The sequence below is a fragment of the Leptospira mayottensis 200901116 genome (assembly GCF_000306675.2).
GTDB classification, from domain to species: domain Bacteria; phylum Spirochaetota; class Leptospiria; order Leptospirales; family Leptospiraceae; genus Leptospira; species Leptospira mayottensis.
The window spans coordinates 996999-1019012 of sequence record NZ_CP024871.1 but is presented as its reverse complement, the minus strand read 5'-3'; the positions used below and the strand labels follow the sequence as shown (position 1 = coordinate 1019012).

The following is a 22014-nucleotide window of genomic DNA, read 5'->3' as shown; positions in this document are numbered from 1 at the left end:
ATTTTTGGATGGGGGTTTTCCTCAACGACTCCGACTCAATTGGAAAAACTTGAACCCCTTGTGACTCGAAGCGCCAGTCTCTCGAATTTTTTACTGACACCAGAGTTCCTACCAAAAACAGTATATATTTCGAGTAAATCATACCTCCTACTAAAAAGAAGCACTGAACTAAGTTCAATGAAGGTTAATTCATGAAAATTCACGAGTATCAGGCAAAAGAAATCCTGAGAAGGCACAAAGCCAACGTTCCATTTGGAGTCGTTATCGATAAAAAAGAAAACGCATCCAAAGCCCATGACGAAGTCACCTCCAAAACTGGAGGTTCCATCGTAGTTGTTAAAGCGCAAATCCACGCAGGTGGGCGTGGAAAAGGCGGCGGTGTTAAAGTAACCAAAACCAAAGAAGACGCAATCGCAGCTATAGACAAAATTCTTGGTATGCAGCTCATCACCCCCCAAACCGGACCCGAAGGAAAAAAAGTCCTAAAAGTGTATCTGGAACAGGGAATCGATATCGCTAAGGAATATTATTTAAGCATCCTACTCGACCGCTCCATCCGCAAAACCATCATCATGGCTTCCACCGAAGGTGGTATGGAAATTGAAGAAGTTGCGGAAACTCATCCTGAAAAGATCCTGAAAATCGCAGTGGATCCGGGAATCGGCCTTCAAGTCAACCAAGCAAGACAACTTGCATTTGATCTTGGTCTTCCGGCGCAATCCCACAAATCTTTCCAAAGTTTAGTAATGGCGATCTACGAAGCGTATATCAAAGAAGACGCTTCCCTTTTAGAAATCAATCCTCTCATTCTCACGAAACAGAACGAAATCATCGCGGGAGATTGCAAGATCGACCTCGACGAAAACGCTCTCTACCGTCACGCAGATAATGCGGCTTTCCGAGATATCACCGAAGAAGATCCTCTTGAAGTTCAAGCTTCCGAGTTCAACCTCAACTACGTGAAGTTAGACGGTAACATAGGTTGTATGGTAAACGGAGCCGGGCTCGCGATGGCGACTATGGATATCGTAAAACTTGCGGGAGCGGAACCTGCAAACTTTTTGGACGTCGGAGGTGGAGCGAGTAAGACCACAGTTACCAATGGTTTCAAAATCATCCTTGGTGATCCAAACGTTAAAGGGATCTTTGTAAACATCTTCGGCGGTATCGTTCGTTGCGATATGGTCGCCGAAGGAATCATCGAAGCAGCTAAGGCTGTGGATCTCAAAGTTCCTCTCGTGGTTCGCCTCCAAGGAACCAACTCGGAACTCGGAAGAGAAGTCCTCAACAAAAGCGGACTCAAAATTACCGGAGTCGACGATCTCCGCGAAGCGGCAAGCACCATTGCCAAACTGATTAGGTAAGAGAGAACACACATGGCAGTATTAGTTGATGAAAATACAAAAGTCGTAGTACAAGGAATCACCGGTAAGGAAGGTTCCTTTCACGCCACACAGATGCTCGCTTACGGCACGAAAGTGGTCGCCGGAGTCACTCCCGGTAAAGGCGGAAGCAAATGGGAAAATAAAGTTCCCGTTTTCAACACGATTCGAGATTCCGTAAAAAACGAAGGCGTAAACGCCGCAGTGATCTTCGTTCCTCCTGCATTTGCAGCGGATGCAATCATCGAAGGAATTCTCGCAGAACTCCCACTCGTGATCTGTATCACGGAAGGAATTCCAACCCACGATATGTTGAAAGTTTACAGCGTATTACGAAATTCTAAAACAAGACTGGTGGGACCGAACTGCCCCGGAGTGATCACTCCCCGTGCAAAACAAAAACTCGGAATTATGCCGGGTTTTATCCATAGCCCGGGCTCCGTGGGAATCGTTTCCCGTTCCGGAACCTTGACTTACGAATCGGTGGCTCAGATCACAAAACAAGGCCTCGGTCAATCCACTTGTATCGGAATCGGAGGAGACCCCGTTCCAGGCATGAACCACACCGAAGCCATCAAATTGTTAAACGAAGACCCGGAAACAAAAGGAATTGTGATGATCGGTGAAATCGGCGGAACTTCGGAAGAAGAAGCAGCAGAATACATCAAAAATCACGTAAAAAAACCGGTCGTCGGTTTTATCGCCGGTCAAACCGCGCCTCCCGGCAAAAGAATGGGACACGCAGGTGCGATCATTAGCGGCGGCTTAGGAACCGCAACCTCAAAAATGAAAGCGATGCAAGAAGCGGGTATCCAAGTTTGCCAATCTATCGCGGAAGTTGGAGAAAAAATGAAGAAGGCTCTGGGATAATATTACAATGTCGTAATGCAAAACACGATTTCAGAGGACAAAACAAAACGGATATGTAAGAGTGATGTCACTATCTTCTATCAGTATTCTCATCAATGAATAAACTTGTAAGTGTTAAAGTTGATGAGATAAACCTCAGTCCTCTTGAGTCGTATCTTAGCTTGACAACATTTGAGTAACCGGAATTGATTCTTATAAGATGGAGGTTTGAAATGAAAGACAAAGTCAAAAATTGGAAACAAAGGCTAAGAATTCAAAAGTTGTCTGGAGTCCTTCTGGGAAATTTTGTTCTTTTATCCACTTCTCTTTTTGCGGATAATTCCATCCTTAAATTGACCACCGAAGAAACCGTCAAACGCGCATTGGAAAGTAATTACAATCTGCAAAACCTTCGTTACGAACTCGCAAAATCGGATACAAACTTTTTGAAAAACGATTCCAAATACTCTTGGAGATTAGTAGCGGACGGAAGATCCAGTCAGTCCATTCTTCCATTTAACCAAACGAATATTTTCACAGGAACGAAAATCTCCGACGATACGATCAAAGGTGGAATCGAAAAGATTCTCCAAACCACAGGAACCTACTTCAAAGTAGAAGCGGGAACCAGAAGATTCGACTCGAACGCGTTCGAAAATCCGGCGACAACTCCGGCAGGATTTAGCGCCTTAGGCATTCCTCCTTTATATACAGGGTTTGTAAGAGCGACGATCAGCCAAGACCTACTTAAAAATTCTTTCGGATATAAGGGAAGAAACGAGGTTAAAATTTTAGAATCCCAAGCGGAAATTGTGAAAAACCAAGTGTCACAACAAATTTCCGCAGTCATTGTAGAATCCCTTGTCGATTTTTGGGATTATTCGATCAAAACGCAAGCCGTCAAAACATACAAACAACTCGTGGAAAACACGAAGAATATCCGCAACCTTACCATTCGTAAACAAAACCTCGGACTTTCAGAAAGTTTCGAAGTCAATCAATGGAATGCTCTTCTGGCTCAAGCGGAAAACCAATTGGAAACCGCTCAGGTTCAAAAGGAAGAATCGAAACGGAAGCTCGTCCGTTCTCTCAAAATTCCGGACGGGACCTCCCTTTCCGAAGAGACGAATCTTTTGGAAGAACTGATCGAAAAACCGGATTATATAAAAGATTTAGAATATGCTTATAAACACAGAGCTGACTTTTTGAACACACTCAAACAAAAAGAAATCGCCGAAGCGACATTGAAAAACGCAAACAACGACCGCCTCCCTACTTTGACGATTTCAGGAACCGGTGCGAGTCAGGCGCAAAACATCATTTCCCCCCAGGAAAACTATATCAATCCCAACCAAGGAATCACTACCGCAAAGTATAAAGAGTGGACCGGGCAAATGAATTTCGCATATCCTCTCGCAGATAAAGGCATTTATGCGGGAGTTAGAGATGCGACGATCGGCATACGCCAGGCAATTCTAAAAGAGGAAGAACTCAAAAACGAAGTGAGAGACGACGTAAAGACTAGAATCGAAGCACTTGAAGCGAGCCACAGAATTTATAAGAATAACATTACTACCGAAAGAGAAACCGAAAATTACTACAACGGGGTTTTAAGGAGTTTCCGCCAAGGAAGAGCAGATGCAGTTTCTGTAAAGAACGCGCTTGATACCCACGTTCAAGACCAGCTCAGACTAACACAGGCAAAAGTGAATTTCAATATCGATCTTTTACGTTATTATCTCGCTAAGAATGCATTACTAGAACATTTTCAAGTGGATCGAGATAAACTTCTTCCGCACTTAAATTGATCGGAGATCGATTGAGAAAGAATTTTTTTGTAACCTTCGGGCTTCTATTCACTTCCACTTTACTCGGTTTTCTCGTCTGGAAAATTTTGACTCGTAAAACCGATTCCGTGTATAAAAATTTTTCCAAAAAAAACTGGGAAGACGTAGTTTTAGAAGTTCTGGGAAAAAAAGATCCGGACTTGGAGGACTATTCCTACGCATCCATGTCTCTCGCGGAATACAACTTCGAACTTCTAACCACAGCTTCCGAAAAAAAAGAAAAAGTCGTCTCCAAGTTTGCGGAAAAGTCGGGGCTTAAATTTTTCAAAAGAGAAGTCGGAGGAAGAACAATCTTCACGTTCGAAGACAGATTTTTTTCCTTTCTGCCAGATGGTTCCTTTCTCAAAACGAGAGCGCTTTGTAAAAAACTGTCCCTCGGTTCGGAGTACGAAGCCCAAGACGTTCTTTCCAGATACTTGTTGAAACTGATTTCATCCAACCCTCTCCCTCTTTATAACGAATACAACCAAGCGCTGCTTAAATCTCTTTCCGCCGGTTCCGCACGCGAGTTAGACGAAAACGGAAGAAACAAACTTTTAAAATTACTCGAATACTTTTCTGGAAAAGAGGATTCTCCATTTAACGGTAGTAAGGCGAAAATCGAAGGGAAAAATCTGAACGTAAGAACCGGCCCAGGAACCGAAAACCCCATAGCGTTTCAGTTCAAAGGAGGAGAGTTAGTATTCATACTCGATCGGGATACTAGAAGCGAAACCATAGCGGGTAAAAGAGGAAATTGGAATCAAGTCATCGATCTTAGAAACGGAAACGTGGGTTGGATCTTTTCAGGATTTCTTAAAAACGTTCCTTCGGATCTTTCTATCTCGCAAACGATGGAAGAATCTTTTCGCGCTTTGGACAGATCTCCGGTTTGGGATTTCGAGTCCTGGAAAGAATCCTCTCCTCCGAACGGATTTCAAGGCGAGTACCATGCCACTGAAAAAATCGCACTCGATGGAGATACCGGAATCGTTCTACATTCTTCCAAAAGTAAGTATGATCTGATCTGTCGTTCGACGGAAGAATCGTTCCGGGACTTGGAATTTTTCGTCTCCTTTTTAGGAGGAGACGAAACGATTCCCGTCTTCACCTTGTTAGCCGGTTCTTTTGGAGATTTACATAAAGCGTTCGAGATCGAGATGGACAAGGAAAGCATTTCCATCAATCGAAACCGATTTATCACTGGAGACAATTTTGCCAAAAAAAGATTTCGCCTAAACATTCAAAACGGCGGCGGTTCCGGATTTCAGGGCGGCCTGATTGTCTCCGAAAAGAGGGTCCTATCCGAAATCGATTCCCTGGAAACGATCGACACGAATTCGGGAATACGATGGAAGCTTTGTCTTCCTATGGCGAGAGAAAACTCGAACTCGAGTTTGAGCGTTTTTCAGTTCAAATTCATTCCATAAGCGATAATAAATTAGAATATTCTAATGGAGAGCGTCTATGCCGACATACGACTATAAATGCAAAGCCTGCGGGCAAACGTTTGAACAATTTCATTCCATGAAGGACGAACCAGTCAAAGATTGTTTTCTTTGCGGTAAAAAAGGTGAAGTGGAAAGGATGATTTCCAATGGTTCGGGCATCATTTTTAAAGGAACCGGATTTTATGTGACGGATTATAAAAAAAGCGGCTCGGGAGAATCTTCCACAACCGCGACAACTTCCTCGGATTGAAAAGGTCTTAGTTTGGGAAGACTCGGAATTCTTGCCGGCGGGGGGGAACTTCCCCATATCGGAATGAAAGAAGCCCTTGCAGCCGGAGAAGATCCTATTTTTTTTTCCATCATAGAATCCGATTTCCACGAGGGGGACTATGGAGATCGTAACGTTCCGATCCACATCGTAAAAATCGGAGCTTTGATAAAATTATGCAAACGGTATAATGTCGACCGACTTCTTCTTCTCGGAAAGGTCAAAAAAGAGATCATATTCAAAAATCCGAAATTCGATCTGAAAACGATCAGTATTCTAGCGAGAATGCTCAACAGGCACGATTACTCGATTTTCAAAACCGTTTTGGAGGAGTTCTCTAAAGAAAAAATCGCAATCATTTCTCAGAAAATGTATCTCCAATCCTTATTCCTTCCCGAAGGAAGATTCACCAAAAAGGTTTTGAACAAAAAAGAATTGGAAGACGTGGCTTTCGGTATGGAATACGCCGAAAAGATGGCGGAACTAGACATCGGCCAAACCGTGATCGTTTTGGATAAATCCGTTCTCGCAGTAGAAGCGGTGGAAGGTACAGACTTTGCGATTCGCAGAGGCGGTTCTTTTGCCAAAAAAAGAAAAGCGACCGTATGCAAAAGTTCCAAACCCAACCAGGATCACCGTTTCGACCTTCCAACCGTAGGGGAAAACACTCTAAGGATAATGCACGAGAACAACTGTGAAACCTTGGCCCTTAGAACCGGAGAAACGATCATAGTACATCCAAAAGAATTTATTAACCTTGCAGAAAAACTAAAAATTAATATTTTGAGTATCGGCAGTGACAACCTTACGAAAATCAACTCTACAATCCAAAAAATCCGGTAGTCGACCCATTTCCAAACGCGCGTCCACACTACCGACAAATCCTAAAATTCTAATGCTGGCTGGAGAACATTCCGGCGATCTTTTGGGCGGAGAATTGATTCGAGAACTCAAAAAAAACTTTCCCCATTTGGAAACTTTCGGAGTGGGCGGCGAAAGAATGATCGAAGAAGGTTTCGTTTCGATCGAATCCATGGAAGAACTTTCCATCATCGGCTTTTCCGCAATTCTTTTCAAATACAGATTCTTAAAAGCATTAATCGGAAAATTGCTCGATATTGCCGTGGAGAAAAATTGCACTCACGCCGTTTTAATCGATTACCCGGGCTTCAACCTTCGCCTTGCAAAAGCACTCAAACAATTAGGGATTACAGTCGTTTTTTACGTTTCCCCCCAACTCTGGGCTTGGAATTTCAATCGAATCTATTCGATTCGAGATAATGTCGATTTGATGCTTGTCTTATTTCCTTTCGAAAAAGAAATTTATGATAATTACGGAGTTCCTTGCGAATTTGTAGGTCATCCTCTCGCGGTTCGTTTGAAGGAAAAAATCCGAAAAGAAGCGGTCATTCCCGAACCGGAAGATAAGGCTCATTTCCATTTCACAATTACTTTAATGCCCGGCTCCCGTAGTGGTGAAATTCGAAGGATCTTAAACGATCTTTTGGAAACTGCGGGTCGACTTTCAGATCATTATGAAATTGAAAAAAAGAAAATCCGTTTTCTTCTACCAAACATCAACCAAAAGGAAGAAGTTTACATTCTCGAACAAATAGAACTCGCTAAATCCAAATTCCCGAATTTAAAAATTGAATATCTATTCGATCGTTCTCTTCGTGCGATCGAAACCTCCGATTTAGTTCTGGTAACTTCCGGGACTGCAACGTTAGAGGTAGCTTATTTTGAAAAGCCAATGGTGATTCTTTACAAAGTCAGCATGTTTACTTACGTAATCGGTTCTTTTTTTATCCAAACTCCCCATATCGGACTTGTGAATATTCTATCCGGAAAAGAGATCTGTAGGGAATTAGCACAAGCAGAATGCACTCCGATGCATATCGCAGAAGAATCAATTCAACTTTTGGACAACAAAAAATATCGCACTAAAATGATCGAAGAAGTCCGCCAAGTAAAAGAGGCGTTAGGAATTGAAAATTCATCCAGACATGCTTCCAGAGAAATTACAAAATTGATCAAAGGATTCCCCAAAAAAACGGAAACGGGACAGGAATCTAGAAACCCAGAACAGCAAGCCTGAATTTAGAATTTTTTGATGTTTTTAAATTGTAGTAGTTCCCACATTTAAAACCACAAGAGACACCGGTTGACCTAAATGCTTCCCAAATATTACGTTTATCTCATATATAAAATTGTATCTAACAGAAAAATACGTTTTTTTAAATAAGACCTTCTATTTTTATCCACGGTAATAAGAGTCCGTCTCAAAACCTTAGAAATGTAGGAATTGCTACAATTTTAAACGACAGGAAAGTAAACGTCGATGCTACGTAATTTGTGGGAACTTCCGCGTTTTTTTAGAAACTTGCCGGATCATTATTTGGTATATTTTTTTTAAGGTTTTGAGACGGGCTCTAAGTTCAATTGACGCCCGGAAAAAGCAAACGCAAATCGTTCAAAGAACGAATTCCCTGGATCTGAATGTCCGTATTTTGGACCAATTCGCTCAAATTTCCTTCAGGAAGAATCACTTTTTTCATACCGACTCCGGCAAGTTCTTTAATCCGGAGATTTGCTTGCCCGATACTACGGACCTCGCCCGAAAGACCGACCTCGCCCAGAATGCAGGTTCCTTTCGGAAGAGGTTGATCGAGATAACTGGAAATAATCGAAGTGCAAATCGCGAGATCCAAAGCCGGTTCGTCCGCGTTTAAGCCTCCTGCAAGATTGCTAAATAGATCACATTCCCCTAATTTGATTTTGATATACTTTTCGATCACTGCAGCGAGCAAAATCACACGGCGAGTATCCGGCCCCTCCGCCATTCTTCTTGCCTGAGCAAAACCGGTTTTACTAACCAAAGCTTGCACTTCCACGGTAAGAGCTCGACTACCTTCTAACACAGCGCTGATTACGGAACCGCTTCTTTCCTCCGCACCTGCGCTGATAAAGATGCTATTTCGATCCCCTACTTCTCGTAAACCGCCCGAAAACATTTCAAAGATCGCAAGATCCCCCACGGCACCAAAACGATTTTTAACCGCTCGGAGCAGTCGGTAATAATTGAGTCGATCCCCTTCGAAATAAAGAACCGTGTCCACAAGATGTTCCAAAATTTTCGGCCCCGCGATGGTTCCTTCTTTCGTAATATGACCCGTCATCAAAATCGGAATTCCGGACCGTTTGGCGGTTTCGAGCAAAACTTGAGTACACTCTCTAAGTTGAGTGACGGTTCCTGCCTGATTCGGCAGAGCTTCTCTTGCGATGGTCTGAATCGAATCCACAAAAACCACCGCTGGCCTTTCGCCCTCGATCATTGCGGAAATATTTTCCGCGTAAGTTTCAGAAGTAAGCAAAAGATTGGATGAACAAAATCCCATTCTTTCCGCCCGCATTCGAATCTGAGAAGGAGATTCTTCACCGGAAATGTAGAGAACTTTTTTATTTGCCTGTGTCAGATAACGTGAAACTTCAAGAACCAAGGTGGATTTTCCGACGCCGGGCTCCCCGCCAATCAAAGTGAGAGAACCCGGAACCAGCCCACCGCCCAAAACGAGATCGAGTTCTTTCAAACCGGTTCCCATCCTTTCAAGCGATTCTTCCTCTATTCTGTCTAAAGGAATCGGCTCCTGATACGATTTATTTTTCCGAGAATTCCCGCCGGAGGAAGCAAATCTCTCACCGCCGATCTCTTCAATGATCGAATTCCAATTCCCGCAGGACTCGCATTTACCCGCCCAACGAGAAAAATCTTGACCACAAGACTGGCAAATAAAAGTTCGAGTAAGTCTCTTTTTCAATGTTCGAAAAGGGAAGGCATCTCAAGCCAATCAATCTGATTAAAAACGGGAAGACAACGAAAAGCCTCTCTAGCAAGGGAATCCCTGCCTTCCCTGACGAGGATCTCTGTGAGTTTTTGTTCGAGGGAAATCAGATATTTTACATCGCCACTTGCATACTCGATTTGATTCTTGGTAAGAATTTTCTTTCCCCAATCGGAAGACTGATTTTTCTTATCGATCACCTCGTCGTAAAACTCCTTGATAAGATCCTTAAGACCGTGCTTGTCTGTGTATGTCCGCGCAAGTTTACTCGCAATTTTCGTACAAAAAACGTTCTCCAAAAAGATTCCTAAACGATAACGGAGAAAGAGAGAATCCATTCTCGCAAAATGAAAAATTTTTACGATTTCCGGATTTTCGAACAGGGACTTAAGTAATGGAGCTTCTTTTTGATCGGGGAGAATTTGAACCAAACTCACGTTATTGGAAGAGCCGCAAATCTGCACAACACAAAGCCTGTCTCTTCTAGGATTGAGTCCCATCATTTCGCAGTCGACCGCTAGGCGATCATCCGCCTTATACTCTTCAAATCTTTTTCCCGAAAGATCTCCGAGAAAAAGCTCTGGTTTTATAGTTGAAGGTTTTGGAGGCATAAATTCATAATAATCCGTACCGTGCGGTTTCGGGAATCAAAAATACAAAATGGGAACTCTATAATTATAGAAAAGTTTCCGGTTGAAAAAAGATAAACATGTTCATCGGCAGCGATGGAGAATATGAAAGCCATTTTAAGATACAAAGTCTATGAGAATTCTTTTACATCCTCATTTGAAATTTCCGGCAAAGGAACCAAAACTTCCAGCGACTGCGGAAATTTTTCCCTTTCCCTTGGTCATAAGAAAACGGGGAAGAACGAAACATTCAAACCACATCTCGAATGGATCGGAGAACAAAGACCCAAAGCCGGAACCGAAATTATCAATCTGGAAATAGAACTTCCGCCGCACACGTTGAGCGAACCGAAGATCTTCCAACAAGGTTATCAATCTTGGAGCCTTTCCACCGTTCACTCTCTTTCTGATGCGGATGAATCTCCAAGGTTGGATTTCCTTCGATATTCCCAGGAGAATTTTTATACGAATCATTCCGGTGTCGGAGGGGATTGGCAGAGTGAAGGAATGATACTTCTGATATCTTCCGCAAAGGATTCGCATTATTTTGCGGGGGCAATCGGTCCCGGAGAACAAGGAGTAAAGTTCAGAGTCATTTCCCCTCAAAGAAAAGAAGAACTGGAAAATTCCAAAAAGAAATCCTGGATTCCCGATTCCGGAATTTCCTTGGTTTACGACTTTTATCGTTACGAAGATTTCAGAGGGAATAAACTTTCCCTCACTCCAGTTGTAGTAACTCGTTTTACTCTAGGCCCGGAAGCATTTTTAAAAAAGTATTTCAGCGAATTAGGAAAAACTCATAAAGTTAAACTCTCCACGACGCCCGTTCCAACCGGATGGTGTTCTTGGTATCAATACTACACGAAAATTTCCGAAAAGATCATTTTGAAAAACCTCGCACTTGTAAGAGAGAAAAAACTTCCGATTCAATTTTTTCAAATCGACGACGGTTATCAAAAAGAGATCGGAGACTGGCTGACCACAAACGATCAATTTCCCGGAGGAATGAGGCTTTTAGCCGAAGAAATCAGAAGGGAAAAATTGACTCCGGGGATTTGGCTCGCACCCTTTCTCGTCAGAAAAAAATCCGAATTCTATCAGAAATATCCCGAAGCCATCCTCAAAGATCGAGACGGAAAGCCCGTGCCTGCACTTTGGAACCCTCACTGGGGAATGGACTACACGTATTGTATAGACGTCACCCATCCCACCTCCCGGGATTTCTTAGAGAATATCCTAAAAACGATCGTTAAGAATAATGGATATCCGTATCTCAAACTAGACTTCTTATACGCCGCCCTTCTTCCTGGTTGGACCTACGATCGGAGTATCTCGCCTCACAAACGTTATACGGACACGATTCGGTTTATCCGTAAAGTCGTAGGTAAAGACGTGTTCCTTCTTGGATGCGGAGCGCCCATTTATCCGTCAATCGGACTCTTTGATGCGATGAGGATCGGTTGCGACGTGGCGCCTTTCTGGGAAAGAGAAAAAACGAGAATTCTTGCAAAGGACAAACATGCGCTCAGTACCGAAAGAGCCTTGATTAACGACATTACTCGTTCTTCGATGCACAGAAACTTATGGTATAACGATCCGGATTGCCTTTTGGTTCGAGAAAGTAAAAATCACATGACTCCCGCACAAACTCAGTTGATGGCAAGCGTAATGGCAGTGAGCGGTGGAATGATTCTCGTGAGCGACGATCTCTCCCTAATCGGAGAAGAAAGACTCGCACTCTTAAGGAAAACACTGGAACTAGGAGTCAAGTGCAGAAATAAAACTCCCGTTCCGATCGGACTTGCTTCTGGATCGTTTCCATCGGCGCTTTACAATCCCGCGGGCTTTTTAGGAATTTGGAATCCAAGCGAAGAAGAAAATACGATCGAAATTCAAGTTCCTTTCATCTCTAAACTCAAACAATTTCCGGATTACTGGACAGGAAAAGTTCCCGAGTCCCTGGAGTATTTTTCAAAAAGTGGAGTTCTCAAATTAAAACTTCCGGCATTTGGTTCCGTGGTATTACAAACCGCAAAAGTTGTTTGACTCCATTGAAGGAAAAAGTAAAATTCCAACCGAAAAACTACCCAACGGAGAATTCGGCCTGATGAAACACATTCAAAAACTACTCATCTCTCTAACACTAGGACTTACCATAATCAGTCTCAACCACTGTTTTATTTTTGAATCTATCTCCACCGGAGCCCAATCTCTCAGTAAATCTTCCGATTCATTAGAAAGCCTTTCCAAATCAATCAAGTCACTTTCTGTTTCCGTAAGTTCCATTTTTTCTTCTTCCTCTGGCAACGACGAAGAGAAAGAAAAAGCGTATCTCAAAGACGTTCGCGATTTAACTGCAATGCACTTTGAAAATGGATTTCAAGAAATTGAATTCAAAAACGATCTCTCTACTTTAGCGTTTCGAAACGGACTCACGAATTGGAAGTCGTTGCGAGTAACATATCTAGGAATAGGAAGCGGACTTAGAAAAGTGGGAATAAACGAAGATAAGTTTCAAACCTTCGTACAAGGGCTCGGAACTTCCAAGCCGGAAATCGTAGAGTCCATTCGTAAAGGATTCCATCAACTCTGAAATTTTTTCTTGCTCTCCTCTTTATAGCCCTGCTCTTTTCGACAGGGCTTTACTCCACACCCACAACGGTTGATTTCATTTATGTGGACGCAAACACCGGACAATCCAGCGGCGGGCACACGGGCATTCGAGTCGGAAACAAAGTCTACCACTATCAATTTTTTCCGGATGATATCTTCCATTTGATTCGGGAAACCTACGATGACTTCGCGTTCGATTACAACATAATATCCAATCGGACCAGTGTGCTTACCAGGTTGAAGCTTACGCAAAAAGAAGTTTCCATCTTAGAATCGGGACTCAATCATCTTTATCTCGTCCAGTTCCGACATCTGCAAAACCTGGAGATGTTAAAAAAAGAAACAAAGTTCCTTGAAGAATTGAATTCTCCTGAAAAAAAAATCGGACTCCGAGCGACCGCATATTTCACTCCAGAAGTGAAATCGAAACTTACTCAGGATCTTAAAACAAAACTTACAGCCGCCTTAGGGAAAGATTTTCTAAACCATCTGGAACGAACTCTAAAAGACGAAATTCTCTCTCCAAACAACGAACTCCTGAGAATGGATTTTTCTCCGCTTCCAGAAAAAATGAGTCGGGATAAGTTCCCGTTTTTCAAGCCGGGATCTTATCTAAAACTTCGCGATATACTAGAAGGAATCCTACTGTGCCAAATTCTCAGAGAAGAATGGTCCTTAAACGAAGAATTCATAATTTATAATATAAAAGAATCTTTAACTGAACAAGAAAAAACGCTCTTGGAGAATTTCAACACAAAACAAACCGAAGGACTGATCCAGGTCCTATCCGAAAGAGATCCAGGCTGGGCTTATAGCGCGCTTGTGATCCTCGGGCGACTGCATACGATCGAAGAAAGTATCCGGACCGGGATTCCGGTATTCTTATCCAGCTTTCCGGACAATCCGCAAATCGTTTACCAGGAAGATTCCGACGACACACAGGCTCTTCAACACATCACCGAGGAAACCTCAGCGATCGTATCACTCGCACGAAAAAAGATCTCCGCCCTAAAGGAACTAACGGAAAAAGAATATCAAATTTGGGAAGACACATCCAACCGAGCTTTTGAACTGCAAAAAGGAATCGGAAACACGATTCCAATTCGAGTGACCTGGGACAAATTGCTTCCTCAAAGAGAAAATAAATTCCTGATTCCGATGCACTTGCCTGAAAATTCCGTACTTGCAGAATATTTGAAACTCGCAAAGGCAAGAGAGCTGGAATATCATGTCCGTTTAAAAAAACTTTATCCGTTCCGTCTTCTATCCGAAAACTGCACGACCGAAATCCTCAAAAATGTACAAGACTCATTTGATCAAAAGAGAATTCCTTTTCCAAACGAAAAGATCAACTTCAGACTTTCGTTCTCGTTTATTCCATTTTACGCATCTCATTGGATTTCCAACAACTGGAAGAACGAAGGAAAAAAGATTTTCCTTTCTTATCGAAGAAAAAAACTGGCAGAACTATTAAAACAAAACCCGAGCTGGAAAATCCATTTTAAGGAATCGCTTACGCTCAGCTCCTCGATCTACAGATCCAATCAAGAAGACCACTTCTTTCTTCTTTTTACGGACGACGTGCTTTGGGTTAGACCTTTCTACGGAATTGCAAACTTGACAGCCGGACTCGGCGCGACTCTAATCGGAATACTCGCCTCACCCTTAGACAAAGGAGAACGATTTCAAAAGGGGTTTCAATCCTTGTTCTTTAGTTTTCCTGAACTTGTTTTTTTGAATATTCGAAAAGGAACTTTCCCAATGGTGTCCATAAAAGAAATTCCGGACGAGCTCTTTCAATTCCAAGAAGAAGATTAAATTCGGATTTTCATTGAAATTTTCTGTGTTTATGATGTCGCCAATAGAAACATACCATGGATCGACTTCGAACGGAGTTTCGCAAAAAATTCTTACGACAAAAATACAATCTTTCTTGAAAGTAAAACTTTCAAGAAATCTCTAAAAGAATATAAGAAGAGTCGTCCCTATATTCTTTCAAAGGAATCGAAGAACGAACAAAATCGTCCAAAGCATTTTTCATACGTTTAACAGAGTCCTGACCCGACTTGTGGATTCGATTCAATTCTTCGATCAAGGGATGATTGAGATTGTTTATGATTCCGTCGGAAAAAAGAAAGATTACATCCTTATCCTCGAAGTTCATTTCGTAATTCGGAAAATCCAAGTCTTCCACAATGCCCATTAGTTGACCCGACTTTTCATTTAAGAATGAAAATCCTTCTTTGTGAAAATGAACCGGAAAAGGATGCCCGCCTCTGGCATAAACCAACTTCTTTTCATTCGGAAAAAGAATCACGCAGGCGGCAGTCATACTGTGAGTCCCAATGTTCAAACAAAGTTCTTGGTTCATCCTTCTAAGGATAACAGACGGGTCATGGGAATTTTTAAACTCTTCTCTAGCGAGAGTTGTCATCAGAAGCGCAATGAGTCCGGAAGTGACACCGTGATCCTCCACGTCCCCCAAAAGCAAAAGGATCGACTTTTCCTTTTTAAGAATCACGTTAAAATCCCCGCTCACAAAGGAAACCGGAGTCACATCTGCCTCCACTTTGTAAGGGTTCAGATCGGGAATCGAAAATATTTTTCCCTGAACCCTGGAAGCGAGGCGAAGATCCCGCATGATAACTTCTTCACGCAGATCTTTCTCTTTTAGAATAACATAATAATCATATGCTTTCTGAATAGCTATCTGAACTGTCTGAATCGAAAAAGGTTTGAGCAAAAAGTCGCTCGCTTTGTGCGTAAGAGACGTGACCACGTTGTTGATGTCCCTTTCTCCTGTCATCATGATCACCTGAGTTTTGGGTTCTAAACTCTTAAAATAGGGAAGAATTTCAAGACCGCTCGTGCCCGGCATATGGATATCGAGAAAAACGATCGGGTTTAATTCCCTTTTAAAGTATTGTTTTCCCTGCTCCACGGAATCGAAAAATACGCTCTGATATCCGAGCTTATTTAGGATGAGTTCAAGAGTTTCTCCGACGTCCCTGTCGTCGTCGAGAATGATGATTTCTGGTCTTAAGGAAAATCCCAACATATTAAGTTTTCCTTAAATACCGGGTTTCCGAAACGATCTTTTCCACTTTTTTATAATATTCTTCGCCAAAAAGCACAGACTCAAAATACCCATTGATGCAAGAAACCATTTCCCCGTATTTCCAAACGTAAAGTTCTTTCGTGGAAGCCTCACAAATCTTTTCGTTGTGAATCTGCTCACTCAATTCTCTCAAATTAGTTCTTTTAAAGGAATGAAGGATCGCACGGAACTTCCCTTCCTTTTCGGGATCCACAAACTGAAAGGACTTATGAAACAAAACAGCATCGTGAAAATATTCCGGAATGTTGAAAGCTCCGTAAGCACCTAATTTTGTGGCAAGAATTCTGATAAAGCCGGTGATCTCGTTCATAAGAGAAAGTCCGGGATATTCCTGCCCCTGAAACAGTTTCTTTTTGGCTCTCATATGCTTCATCTTTAAATTCTGGGTCAAGAGCCAGTCAATATAAACGAGTTTATAAGATTGATCCAGCTTTTTAAACTGAAAGTCGGAAAATTTCAAGCGCATGTGAACTAGAATTTCGTCGGAAGGATTTTTGATATAAATTCGATTGTCCATGTCGGAAATCCCGTCCAAAAAAATCTCATAGTCTTTATAACCTCTCGCCAAAAGAACCCGAAAGATTCCCGAATTTTCAAGCATCTCTTGTACTTCATTTTGCGAAAAACGATTGAAAAGCCTGTTTTCAATTCCAAGAGAAGTCTGAAACTCTCTGGAAATGTCGATCATTCCCAGATCTTGGCCGTCCCAAAATCCGGGATTTCCTTTTTTTTTATCGGAATCTGAAAAGATACTCATAGTCAATCGGCCGCAAATACTTTGATAGTGTTGTAGTGAATCGTCACCGTATCGTAAAAGTCCTTTGCGTATCCTCCCGCCGGAAGAATCACTGCAGGCACGTCTAACGCACAGACAAAGTCTCTGACAATTTTATCTCTCTTTCGTAGTCCTTGAAGCGTGAGTTTTAAATCTCCGAGGGAATCTCCTTCAAATGGATCGGCTCCGGCGATATAAAAAATCAAATCTGGTTTGAAATCAGATTCGATCTTACGCAGAGATTCCACCAAAAGTTCCAGATACTTTACGTCGTCCGTTCCTTCTTCAAGGGGAATATCAAGTCCCGACTTCTCTTTTTTAGGATACAAATTTTCCTGATGCATGGAAAACGTAAATACGTCCGAGTCTTCTTGAAATACAACTGAATTTCCGTTGCCTTGGTGAAGATCCAAATCGATAAAGAGAATTTTTCGACCAGGATATGTCCTTTGATACAATTTAACCGCGATCGCTGCATCGTTCAGATAACAAAATCCTTCCGCCCGGTCAGGCATACTATGATGAAAACCACCGCCAATATGATAAACGAACTTGTATTTCTCGGTCAGTTCGGTGGCGAGTATCGTGCCTCCCACCGCTAAAACAAAACTTTGAACGATTTGTTTCGTAAGTGGAAGCTCCGAATACTGGGTTCTTTCGGTAATTTTGAGAGAAAAAAAATCCTTTAAAAATTCTTTAGTATGAACCAATGCCAAATCTTTATCCTTAGCGGGCTCAGGCTTATATACATAAAGATTTGCGAGTTTACGATCTTGTTTTACAAGATCGTAAATCATTTGGTATTTCCTTGCCGGAAATATATGAGGCCCCAGATCTATGTTATAATCTGGATGATAAACCAAACCAATTCGTTCTAACTGCTTCTCCAAGAAGAGGACGCCTATTTTTGGTTCATTCTATTTTTCGGTTTCCGTTCGTAAAGAGGAAATATTAGCTGGAACAATGGAAGGCGTTTATCTATAATTACCGTTCATGAAAATCCAGAACTGGAAAAAAACCAAAATCGTTTGTACCATCGGTCCGGCCTCTTCTTCCGAAGAGACCATACTTTCCATGCTCAAAGCGGGAATGGATATCGCTCGAATGAATTTCTCGCACGGAACTCACGATTCTCACAAAAGAATTTACGATACGTTACGCAAATGCGAACAAACCTCCGGTTTTCCATTGGGAATCATGGCCGACTTACAAGGTCCAAAAATTCGAACTGGAAAATTAAAACTCAATTCCATTTTACTCCATAAAAATCAAGAGATTCAAATTGTCCCCGACGCAGATTTCCAAGGCGACGAACATACGATCGGTTGCACATATCCAAATCTAATTCAAGATATCAAAGAAGGGGATAAGATCCTCATCGACGACGGTAAACTAGTTCTGAAAGTCATTTTTAAAAAGTCGGACTCCGCAATTTTAAAAGTGATTGTAGGCGGTATCTTATGGAGTAACAAAGGAATCAATCTTCCCGGAACTCCAATCTCCGCCCCCGCTCTTTCCGAAAAGGACGTAGAAGATTTGAAATTCGCACTTTCTCTCGGGGTAGACTATGTTGCACTTAGTTTCGTTCGAACAGGTGCGGATTTGGAATCAGCCAGATCTTTATTGCAAGGATCCGAAGCCGGATTGATCGCAAAGATTGAAAGACCGGAAGCGATCAAAAATATAGAAGAAATCATAGAACGCGCAGATGGAATCATGATTGCAAGAGGGGATCTTGGGGTCGAGATCGAAACGGAGAAAGTCCCGATCCTTCAGAAGGAACTCATCTATAAACTCAATCAAGCGGGCAAGCCGGTAATCACAGCGACACAGATGTTAGAATCAATGATCGAAAACCCAAGACCGACCCGTGCCGAAGCAAGTGACGTTGCAAACGCAGTTATGGACGGAACGGACGCAGTGATGCTCTCCGCGGAATCCGCAAGCGGTCATTATCCGTTGGAATCGGTAGAGATCATGTCGAAGATCATTCAAGAAACGGAAACCATCAACCATATCTACGAAATCCACTGGAATATTAAGAAGACATTCTTAGAATCCGAAAGAACTGCTTTAGGAAATGCCGCGAGAGAAATCGCTCACGGAATTCACGCAAAAGCGATCGTTAATTTTACAAGAAGCGGTTATTCCGCTTTGATCACTTCGGAAATGAGACCGAAGGTTCCGATCTATTCGTTCACTCCATTTGCCACCACAGCAAGAAAGATGAAACTCTATCGAGGTGTAATACCTTTCGTAATGCCTTTTTTTACAAGGTTGGAAGATATGATCGCATACATGAATCAGAAACTCAAAGAGGACGAATTTCTCTTTCCGGGAAACAAGGTGGTGATTCTTTCCGGTGCTCCGGGAACCACAGTACGTAGTGTCGACTTTTTACAGATTTATCAGATTCATTGAGCTCCATCCTCCTACAAACCCAAAGGATAAGAATGTTTCCGCTCAATCTATCTTTCTCTTGAATGAGACTTTTAAAAAGTTATCGGGCCGCACCATGAATGCATATTATCAATTGACAAATTTTAATTTATGTAGAATTGCATCGTAAAAATACGTCTCCCGCATAATCTTCCGCTTTTATAATTCAAGTTCCTTCAAAACAAACATTCTATAATTTGAATACATTTTATTCTATTGTATTCGTTTCTTATTTTCGTTTTTTACTTTCCAGTTTCTCTTTTTAGTTATAAAATTGGACCTAATCAATAATTTTACCATAACAGCAAAAGAAAATATCTGTGAATAGAATCGACGAATCATTCTGTTTTCGTATAAAAACTTTTTTATAAACAATTCTCAAACCGATTTCTTATGACAAAAACAAAAACCTCTTTTTTAAGTCCTCATTTATTTTCTTCTTATTTGAGGAAACGTATTAAGTATGAAAAAGTAGTACAACATCGAGTAACTTTTCGATTATTCTCCGAATGCATTTTGTATAACGAGACTTTACGGATATGTTCTAAAAATGAAAATTAATCTCTCGTATCTCCATAAAAAACTAAAACAATGGAAATAGACAACGATGAACTTTAAAAAAGAATACGATCTTGAAAAACTCGTGAATAATTCTATAGATCTATTGTCAATAGTAGATTTAGAAGGCAAAGTTCTATTAGTAAATCCCGCTTTCGAACGAACTTTAGGCTGGAAAGAAGAGGAATTGGTTGGGAAAAACCCATTTCACTTGCTTCATCCCGAGGATAAGGAAATTACTTTTCAGGAATTCAAAAAATTAAACCAAGGTTTGCCGACTTTCTCTTTCCAAAATCGTTACATTTGTGCGGACGGAAATTATAAATATTTCACCTGGACAGCCTCTCCTGATCTTCATTCCGGTTTAATTTATGTGACCGGAAAGGATATCAGCGAAATGATTGAATCCAACCGCAAGATTAGCCAACTTGCAGCAGAACTCAAAGTCGCGAATGATAAGTTGTTTGAACAGGCTTCTACAGACCCGTTGACAAAACTCAAAAACAGAAGAGCCTTCAACGAGGATTTGAATCGTCTGATTCATCTCGCTCAAAGTCAGGGAACCTCCCTTTCTTTATTGATGATCGACGTCGACTTTTTCAAAGACTATAACGACAACTTTGGTCATCCGGCGGGAGACAAGGTTCTGATTGAAATCGCCCTCTTACTCACTAGAACCTTGCGTAAATGCGACGTTCTGGCAAGATACGGCGGTGAGGAATTCATTATCGCCTTACCGAATGCTTCACAAACGGATTCCGTAGAAATCACGGAAAGATTAATTCAAACCATCAGAGAATTTTCTTGGGAAAAAAGATCCATTACCATCAGTATCGGCATTTCAACTCTTACGTTTCCTCTCGGGGGAACTCTTCCAGTCGAAGACAACGCCTGCCTGACGAATCTGATCGAATCCGCAGATCGTGCGTTATACGCATCAAAAACAGAAGGACGTGATAGGTTTACTCATTTTACCGAAATTCATTCTCCTGATAGACTGAATCTTTCCTCTTTCCAGTAAGAACTGATCTCAAAACACCACGATAAGTTTTTATTTTTAAAATAAGAAAAACTTTTTCATCTTTGATGGAAGTAGACGGATAACAGGATTTCAACCTCTACAAATATCCGAGAAAACAACAACCGCTTTATAGATCTACGGCCAGCTCTGTATCAAGTTCCGTAGATTTGAATGACAAATCCCCAGTTGTCATTGTAGATACCCGTTAGACGAACTGAACCTCTTCCCGATTACCGGAAACAATCTCTCCAATTCTATGGACGGACTCTCCCGTAGATTCTAAAAATTCTTCGGTAATATCGACGTGTTCTTCAGAAACGACCAACATATAACCGATTCCCATATTGAACGTCCCGAATAGTTCCAATTCGTCGAGTTTATAATCCCTTTTGATCTTTTCGAAAAAATATCCGGAAGGAATTTTGTCTTTATAAAATTTTGCCTGGGACCCTTTCGGAAGAACCCTTGGAACATTTTCCTGATAGCCACCTCCGGTGATATGTACCATTCCTTTGACCGGAACCTTTTGCAAAAGTTTTAATATACTTTGAACGTAAATTCGAGTTGGCTTGAGAGCATAATCCTTTAAGAACTTCACTTGTTCGGGGTCGGATGGAAGATCTTTTCCGTCTTTTAAAAGGAGCTTACGAATCAGAGAAAAACCATTGCTATGAGGTCCACTGGATTCGAGTCCTAAAATCCGATCTCCCGGTCGAATCATAGTACCGTCTATCATCAAGTCTCTTTCGACCGCTCCCACCACAAAACCGGCAAGATCAAACTCGTCTTCTTTCATCGTTCCAGGATGTTCCGCGGTCTCTCCCCCAAGCAAAGCCACGTTAGACAACTTGCATCCATGAACAATTCCGGCAACGATTTGATCCATTTTCTCAATATCCAACCTTCCACATGCTATATAATCCAAAAAGAAAAGAGGTTCCCCTCCGCAAACGAGAATGTCGTTTACACACATTGCAACCAAATCGATTCCGATTGTGTCGAAAGTGTTCAATAGTCGCGCAAGTTCTATTTTTGTTCCGACACCGTCGGTACCGGAAAGAAGAACGGGTTGATTGTATTTTTTAAGGATACTTACATCGTAAGCTCCCGCAAAGCCGCCGAGGCCACCGAGAACTCTGGGACCATGAGTAGATTCTACGTTTCGTTTGATCTTTTGTACGAACTCTCTTCCCTTTTCAGTATCCACACCGACACTTTTGTATGTGATCTTTTCTTCCATTCT

General features: G+C 41.8%; 18 protein-coding genes. 12 read left to right on the top strand and 6 right to left on the bottom strand.

Annotated features, from left to right (window positions below):
• The first annotated feature begins 191 nt into the window (after positions 1 to 191).
• From sucC to lpxB, 7 genes are all read left to right on the top strand, one after another.
• Positions 192 to 1364 (top strand): ADP-forming succinate--CoA ligase subunit beta, encoded by a 1173-nt coding sequence (gene sucC / locus LEP1GSC190_RS04560; protein WP_002745663.1) that lies wholly within the window; start codon positions 192 to 194, stop codon positions 1362 to 1364.
• 12 nt (positions 1365 to 1376) lie between these two features.
• Complete coding sequence (gene sucD, locus LEP1GSC190_RS04555; RefSeq protein ID WP_002745523.1) at positions 1377 to 2252, top strand: succinate--CoA ligase subunit alpha; 876 nt, start codon at positions 1377 to 1379, stop codon at positions 2250 to 2252.
• A gap of 212 nt (positions 2253 to 2464) precedes the next feature.
• Positions 2465 to 4039 carry a TolC family protein gene (locus LEP1GSC190_RS04550; protein ID WP_002745421.1) on the top strand — a complete coding sequence of 525 codons (1575 nt, stop codon included), beginning with the start codon at positions 2465 to 2467 and terminating at the stop codon, positions 4037 to 4039.
• Positions 4040 to 4050: 11 nt separating this feature from the next.
• Positions 4051 to 5487 carry an SH3 domain-containing protein gene (locus LEP1GSC190_RS04545; RefSeq protein WP_002745587.1) on the top strand — a complete coding sequence of 479 codons (1437 nt, stop codon included), beginning with the start codon at positions 4051 to 4053 and terminating at the stop codon, positions 5485 to 5487.
• 37 nt (positions 5488 to 5524) lie between these two features.
• Complete coding sequence (locus LEP1GSC190_RS04540; protein WP_002745423.1) at positions 5525 to 5758, top strand: FmdB family zinc ribbon protein; 234 nt, start codon at positions 5525 to 5527, stop codon at positions 5756 to 5758.
• Between the two features lie 12 nt (positions 5759 to 5770).
• Complete coding sequence (locus LEP1GSC190_RS04535; protein WP_002745458.1) at positions 5771 to 6619, top strand: LpxI family protein; 849 nt, start codon at positions 5771 to 5773, stop codon at positions 6617 to 6619.
• Positions 6573 to 7874, top strand: a complete 1302-nt coding sequence (gene lpxB, locus LEP1GSC190_RS04530; RefSeq protein WP_174232275.1) for a lipid-A-disaccharide synthase — start codon at positions 6573 to 6575, stop codon at positions 7872 to 7874. Before LEP1GSC190_RS04535 ends, lpxB begins: the two co-directional genes overlap by 47 nt.
• A 340-nt stretch (positions 7875 to 8214) precedes the next feature.
• Here the strand turns inward: lpxB and radA are convergent, their stop codons facing one another.
• Entirely contained in the window at positions 8215 to 9594 is a 1380-nt protein-coding gene (gene radA, locus LEP1GSC190_RS04525; protein ID WP_002745547.1) for a DNA repair protein RadA, read from the bottom strand.
• On the bottom strand, positions 9591 to 10229 hold the full coding sequence (locus tag LEP1GSC190_RS04520; RefSeq protein ID WP_002745402.1) for a ribonuclease D: 639 nt from the start codon (positions 10227 to 10229) through the stop codon (positions 9591 to 9593). The genes radA and LEP1GSC190_RS04520 overlap by 4 nt, the downstream gene beginning before the upstream one ends.
• 123 nt (positions 10230 to 10352) lie before the next feature.
• Here LEP1GSC190_RS04520 and LEP1GSC190_RS04515 point away from each other — a divergent pair, with 123 nt between their 5' ends.
• From LEP1GSC190_RS04515 to LEP1GSC190_RS04505, 3 genes are all read left to right on the top strand, one after another.
• Positions 10353 to 12293, top strand: a complete 1941-nt coding sequence (locus tag LEP1GSC190_RS04515) for a glycoside hydrolase family 36 protein (RefSeq protein ID WP_002745516.1) — start codon at positions 10353 to 10355, stop codon at positions 12291 to 12293.
• A 61-nt stretch (positions 12294 to 12354) separates the two neighbouring features.
• Complete coding sequence (locus LEP1GSC190_RS04510) at positions 12355 to 12840, top strand: putative lipoprotein (RefSeq protein WP_036035832.1); 486 nt, start codon at positions 12355 to 12357, stop codon at positions 12838 to 12840.
• Between the two features lie 83 nt (positions 12841 to 12923).
• Positions 12924 to 14678 (top strand): hypothetical protein, encoded by a 1755-nt coding sequence (locus LEP1GSC190_RS04505; RefSeq protein WP_002745509.1) that lies wholly within the window; start codon positions 12924 to 12926, stop codon positions 14676 to 14678.
• Positions 14679 to 14808: 130 nt separating this feature from the next.
• Here LEP1GSC190_RS04505 and LEP1GSC190_RS04500 read toward each other — a convergent pair whose 3' ends face one another.
• Genes LEP1GSC190_RS04500 through LEP1GSC190_RS04490 form a run of 3 tightly spaced genes read right to left on the bottom strand, consistent with a single transcriptional unit; the run spans position 14809 to position 17643 of the window.
• Positions 14809 to 15918 (bottom strand): SpoIIE family protein phosphatase, encoded by a 1110-nt coding sequence (locus tag LEP1GSC190_RS04500; protein ID WP_002745397.1) that lies wholly within the window; start codon positions 15916 to 15918, stop codon positions 14809 to 14811.
• A 1-nt stretch (position 15919) separates the two neighbouring features.
• A complete protein-coding gene (locus LEP1GSC190_RS04495) occupies positions 15920 to 16735 on the bottom strand; it encodes a hypothetical protein (RefSeq protein ID WP_002745655.1) in 816 nt (271 codons plus the stop codon).
• Positions 16736 to 16737: 2 nt separating this feature from the next.
• Positions 16738 to 17643, bottom strand: a complete 906-nt coding sequence (locus tag LEP1GSC190_RS04490) for a histone deacetylase family protein (RefSeq protein ID WP_086005241.1) — start codon at positions 17641 to 17643, stop codon at positions 16738 to 16740.
• 103 nt (positions 17644 to 17746) lie between these two features.
• Here LEP1GSC190_RS04490 and pyk point away from each other — a divergent pair, with 103 nt between their 5' ends.
• Together pyk and LEP1GSC190_RS04480 are read left to right on the top strand one after the other, a co-directional pair.
• Positions 17747 to 19174: a pyruvate kinase gene (pyk, locus tag LEP1GSC190_RS04485; RefSeq protein WP_002745475.1), complete on the top strand. Its 1428-nt coding sequence runs from the start codon at positions 17747 to 17749 to the stop codon at positions 19172 to 19174.
• A 625-nt stretch (positions 19175 to 19799) separates the two neighbouring features.
• Positions 19800 to 20771 carry a sensor domain-containing diguanylate cyclase gene (locus LEP1GSC190_RS04480; RefSeq protein ID WP_002745609.1) on the top strand — a complete coding sequence of 324 codons (972 nt, stop codon included), beginning with the start codon at positions 19800 to 19802 and terminating at the stop codon, positions 20769 to 20771.
• Between the two features lie 205 nt (positions 20772 to 20976).
• Here the strand turns inward: LEP1GSC190_RS04480 and purM are convergent, their stop codons facing one another.
• Entirely contained in the window at positions 20977 to 22011 is a 1035-nt protein-coding gene (gene purM / locus LEP1GSC190_RS04475) for a phosphoribosylformylglycinamidine cyclo-ligase (RefSeq protein ID WP_002745456.1), read from the bottom strand.
• Positions 22012 to 22014: the final 3 nt, after the last annotated feature.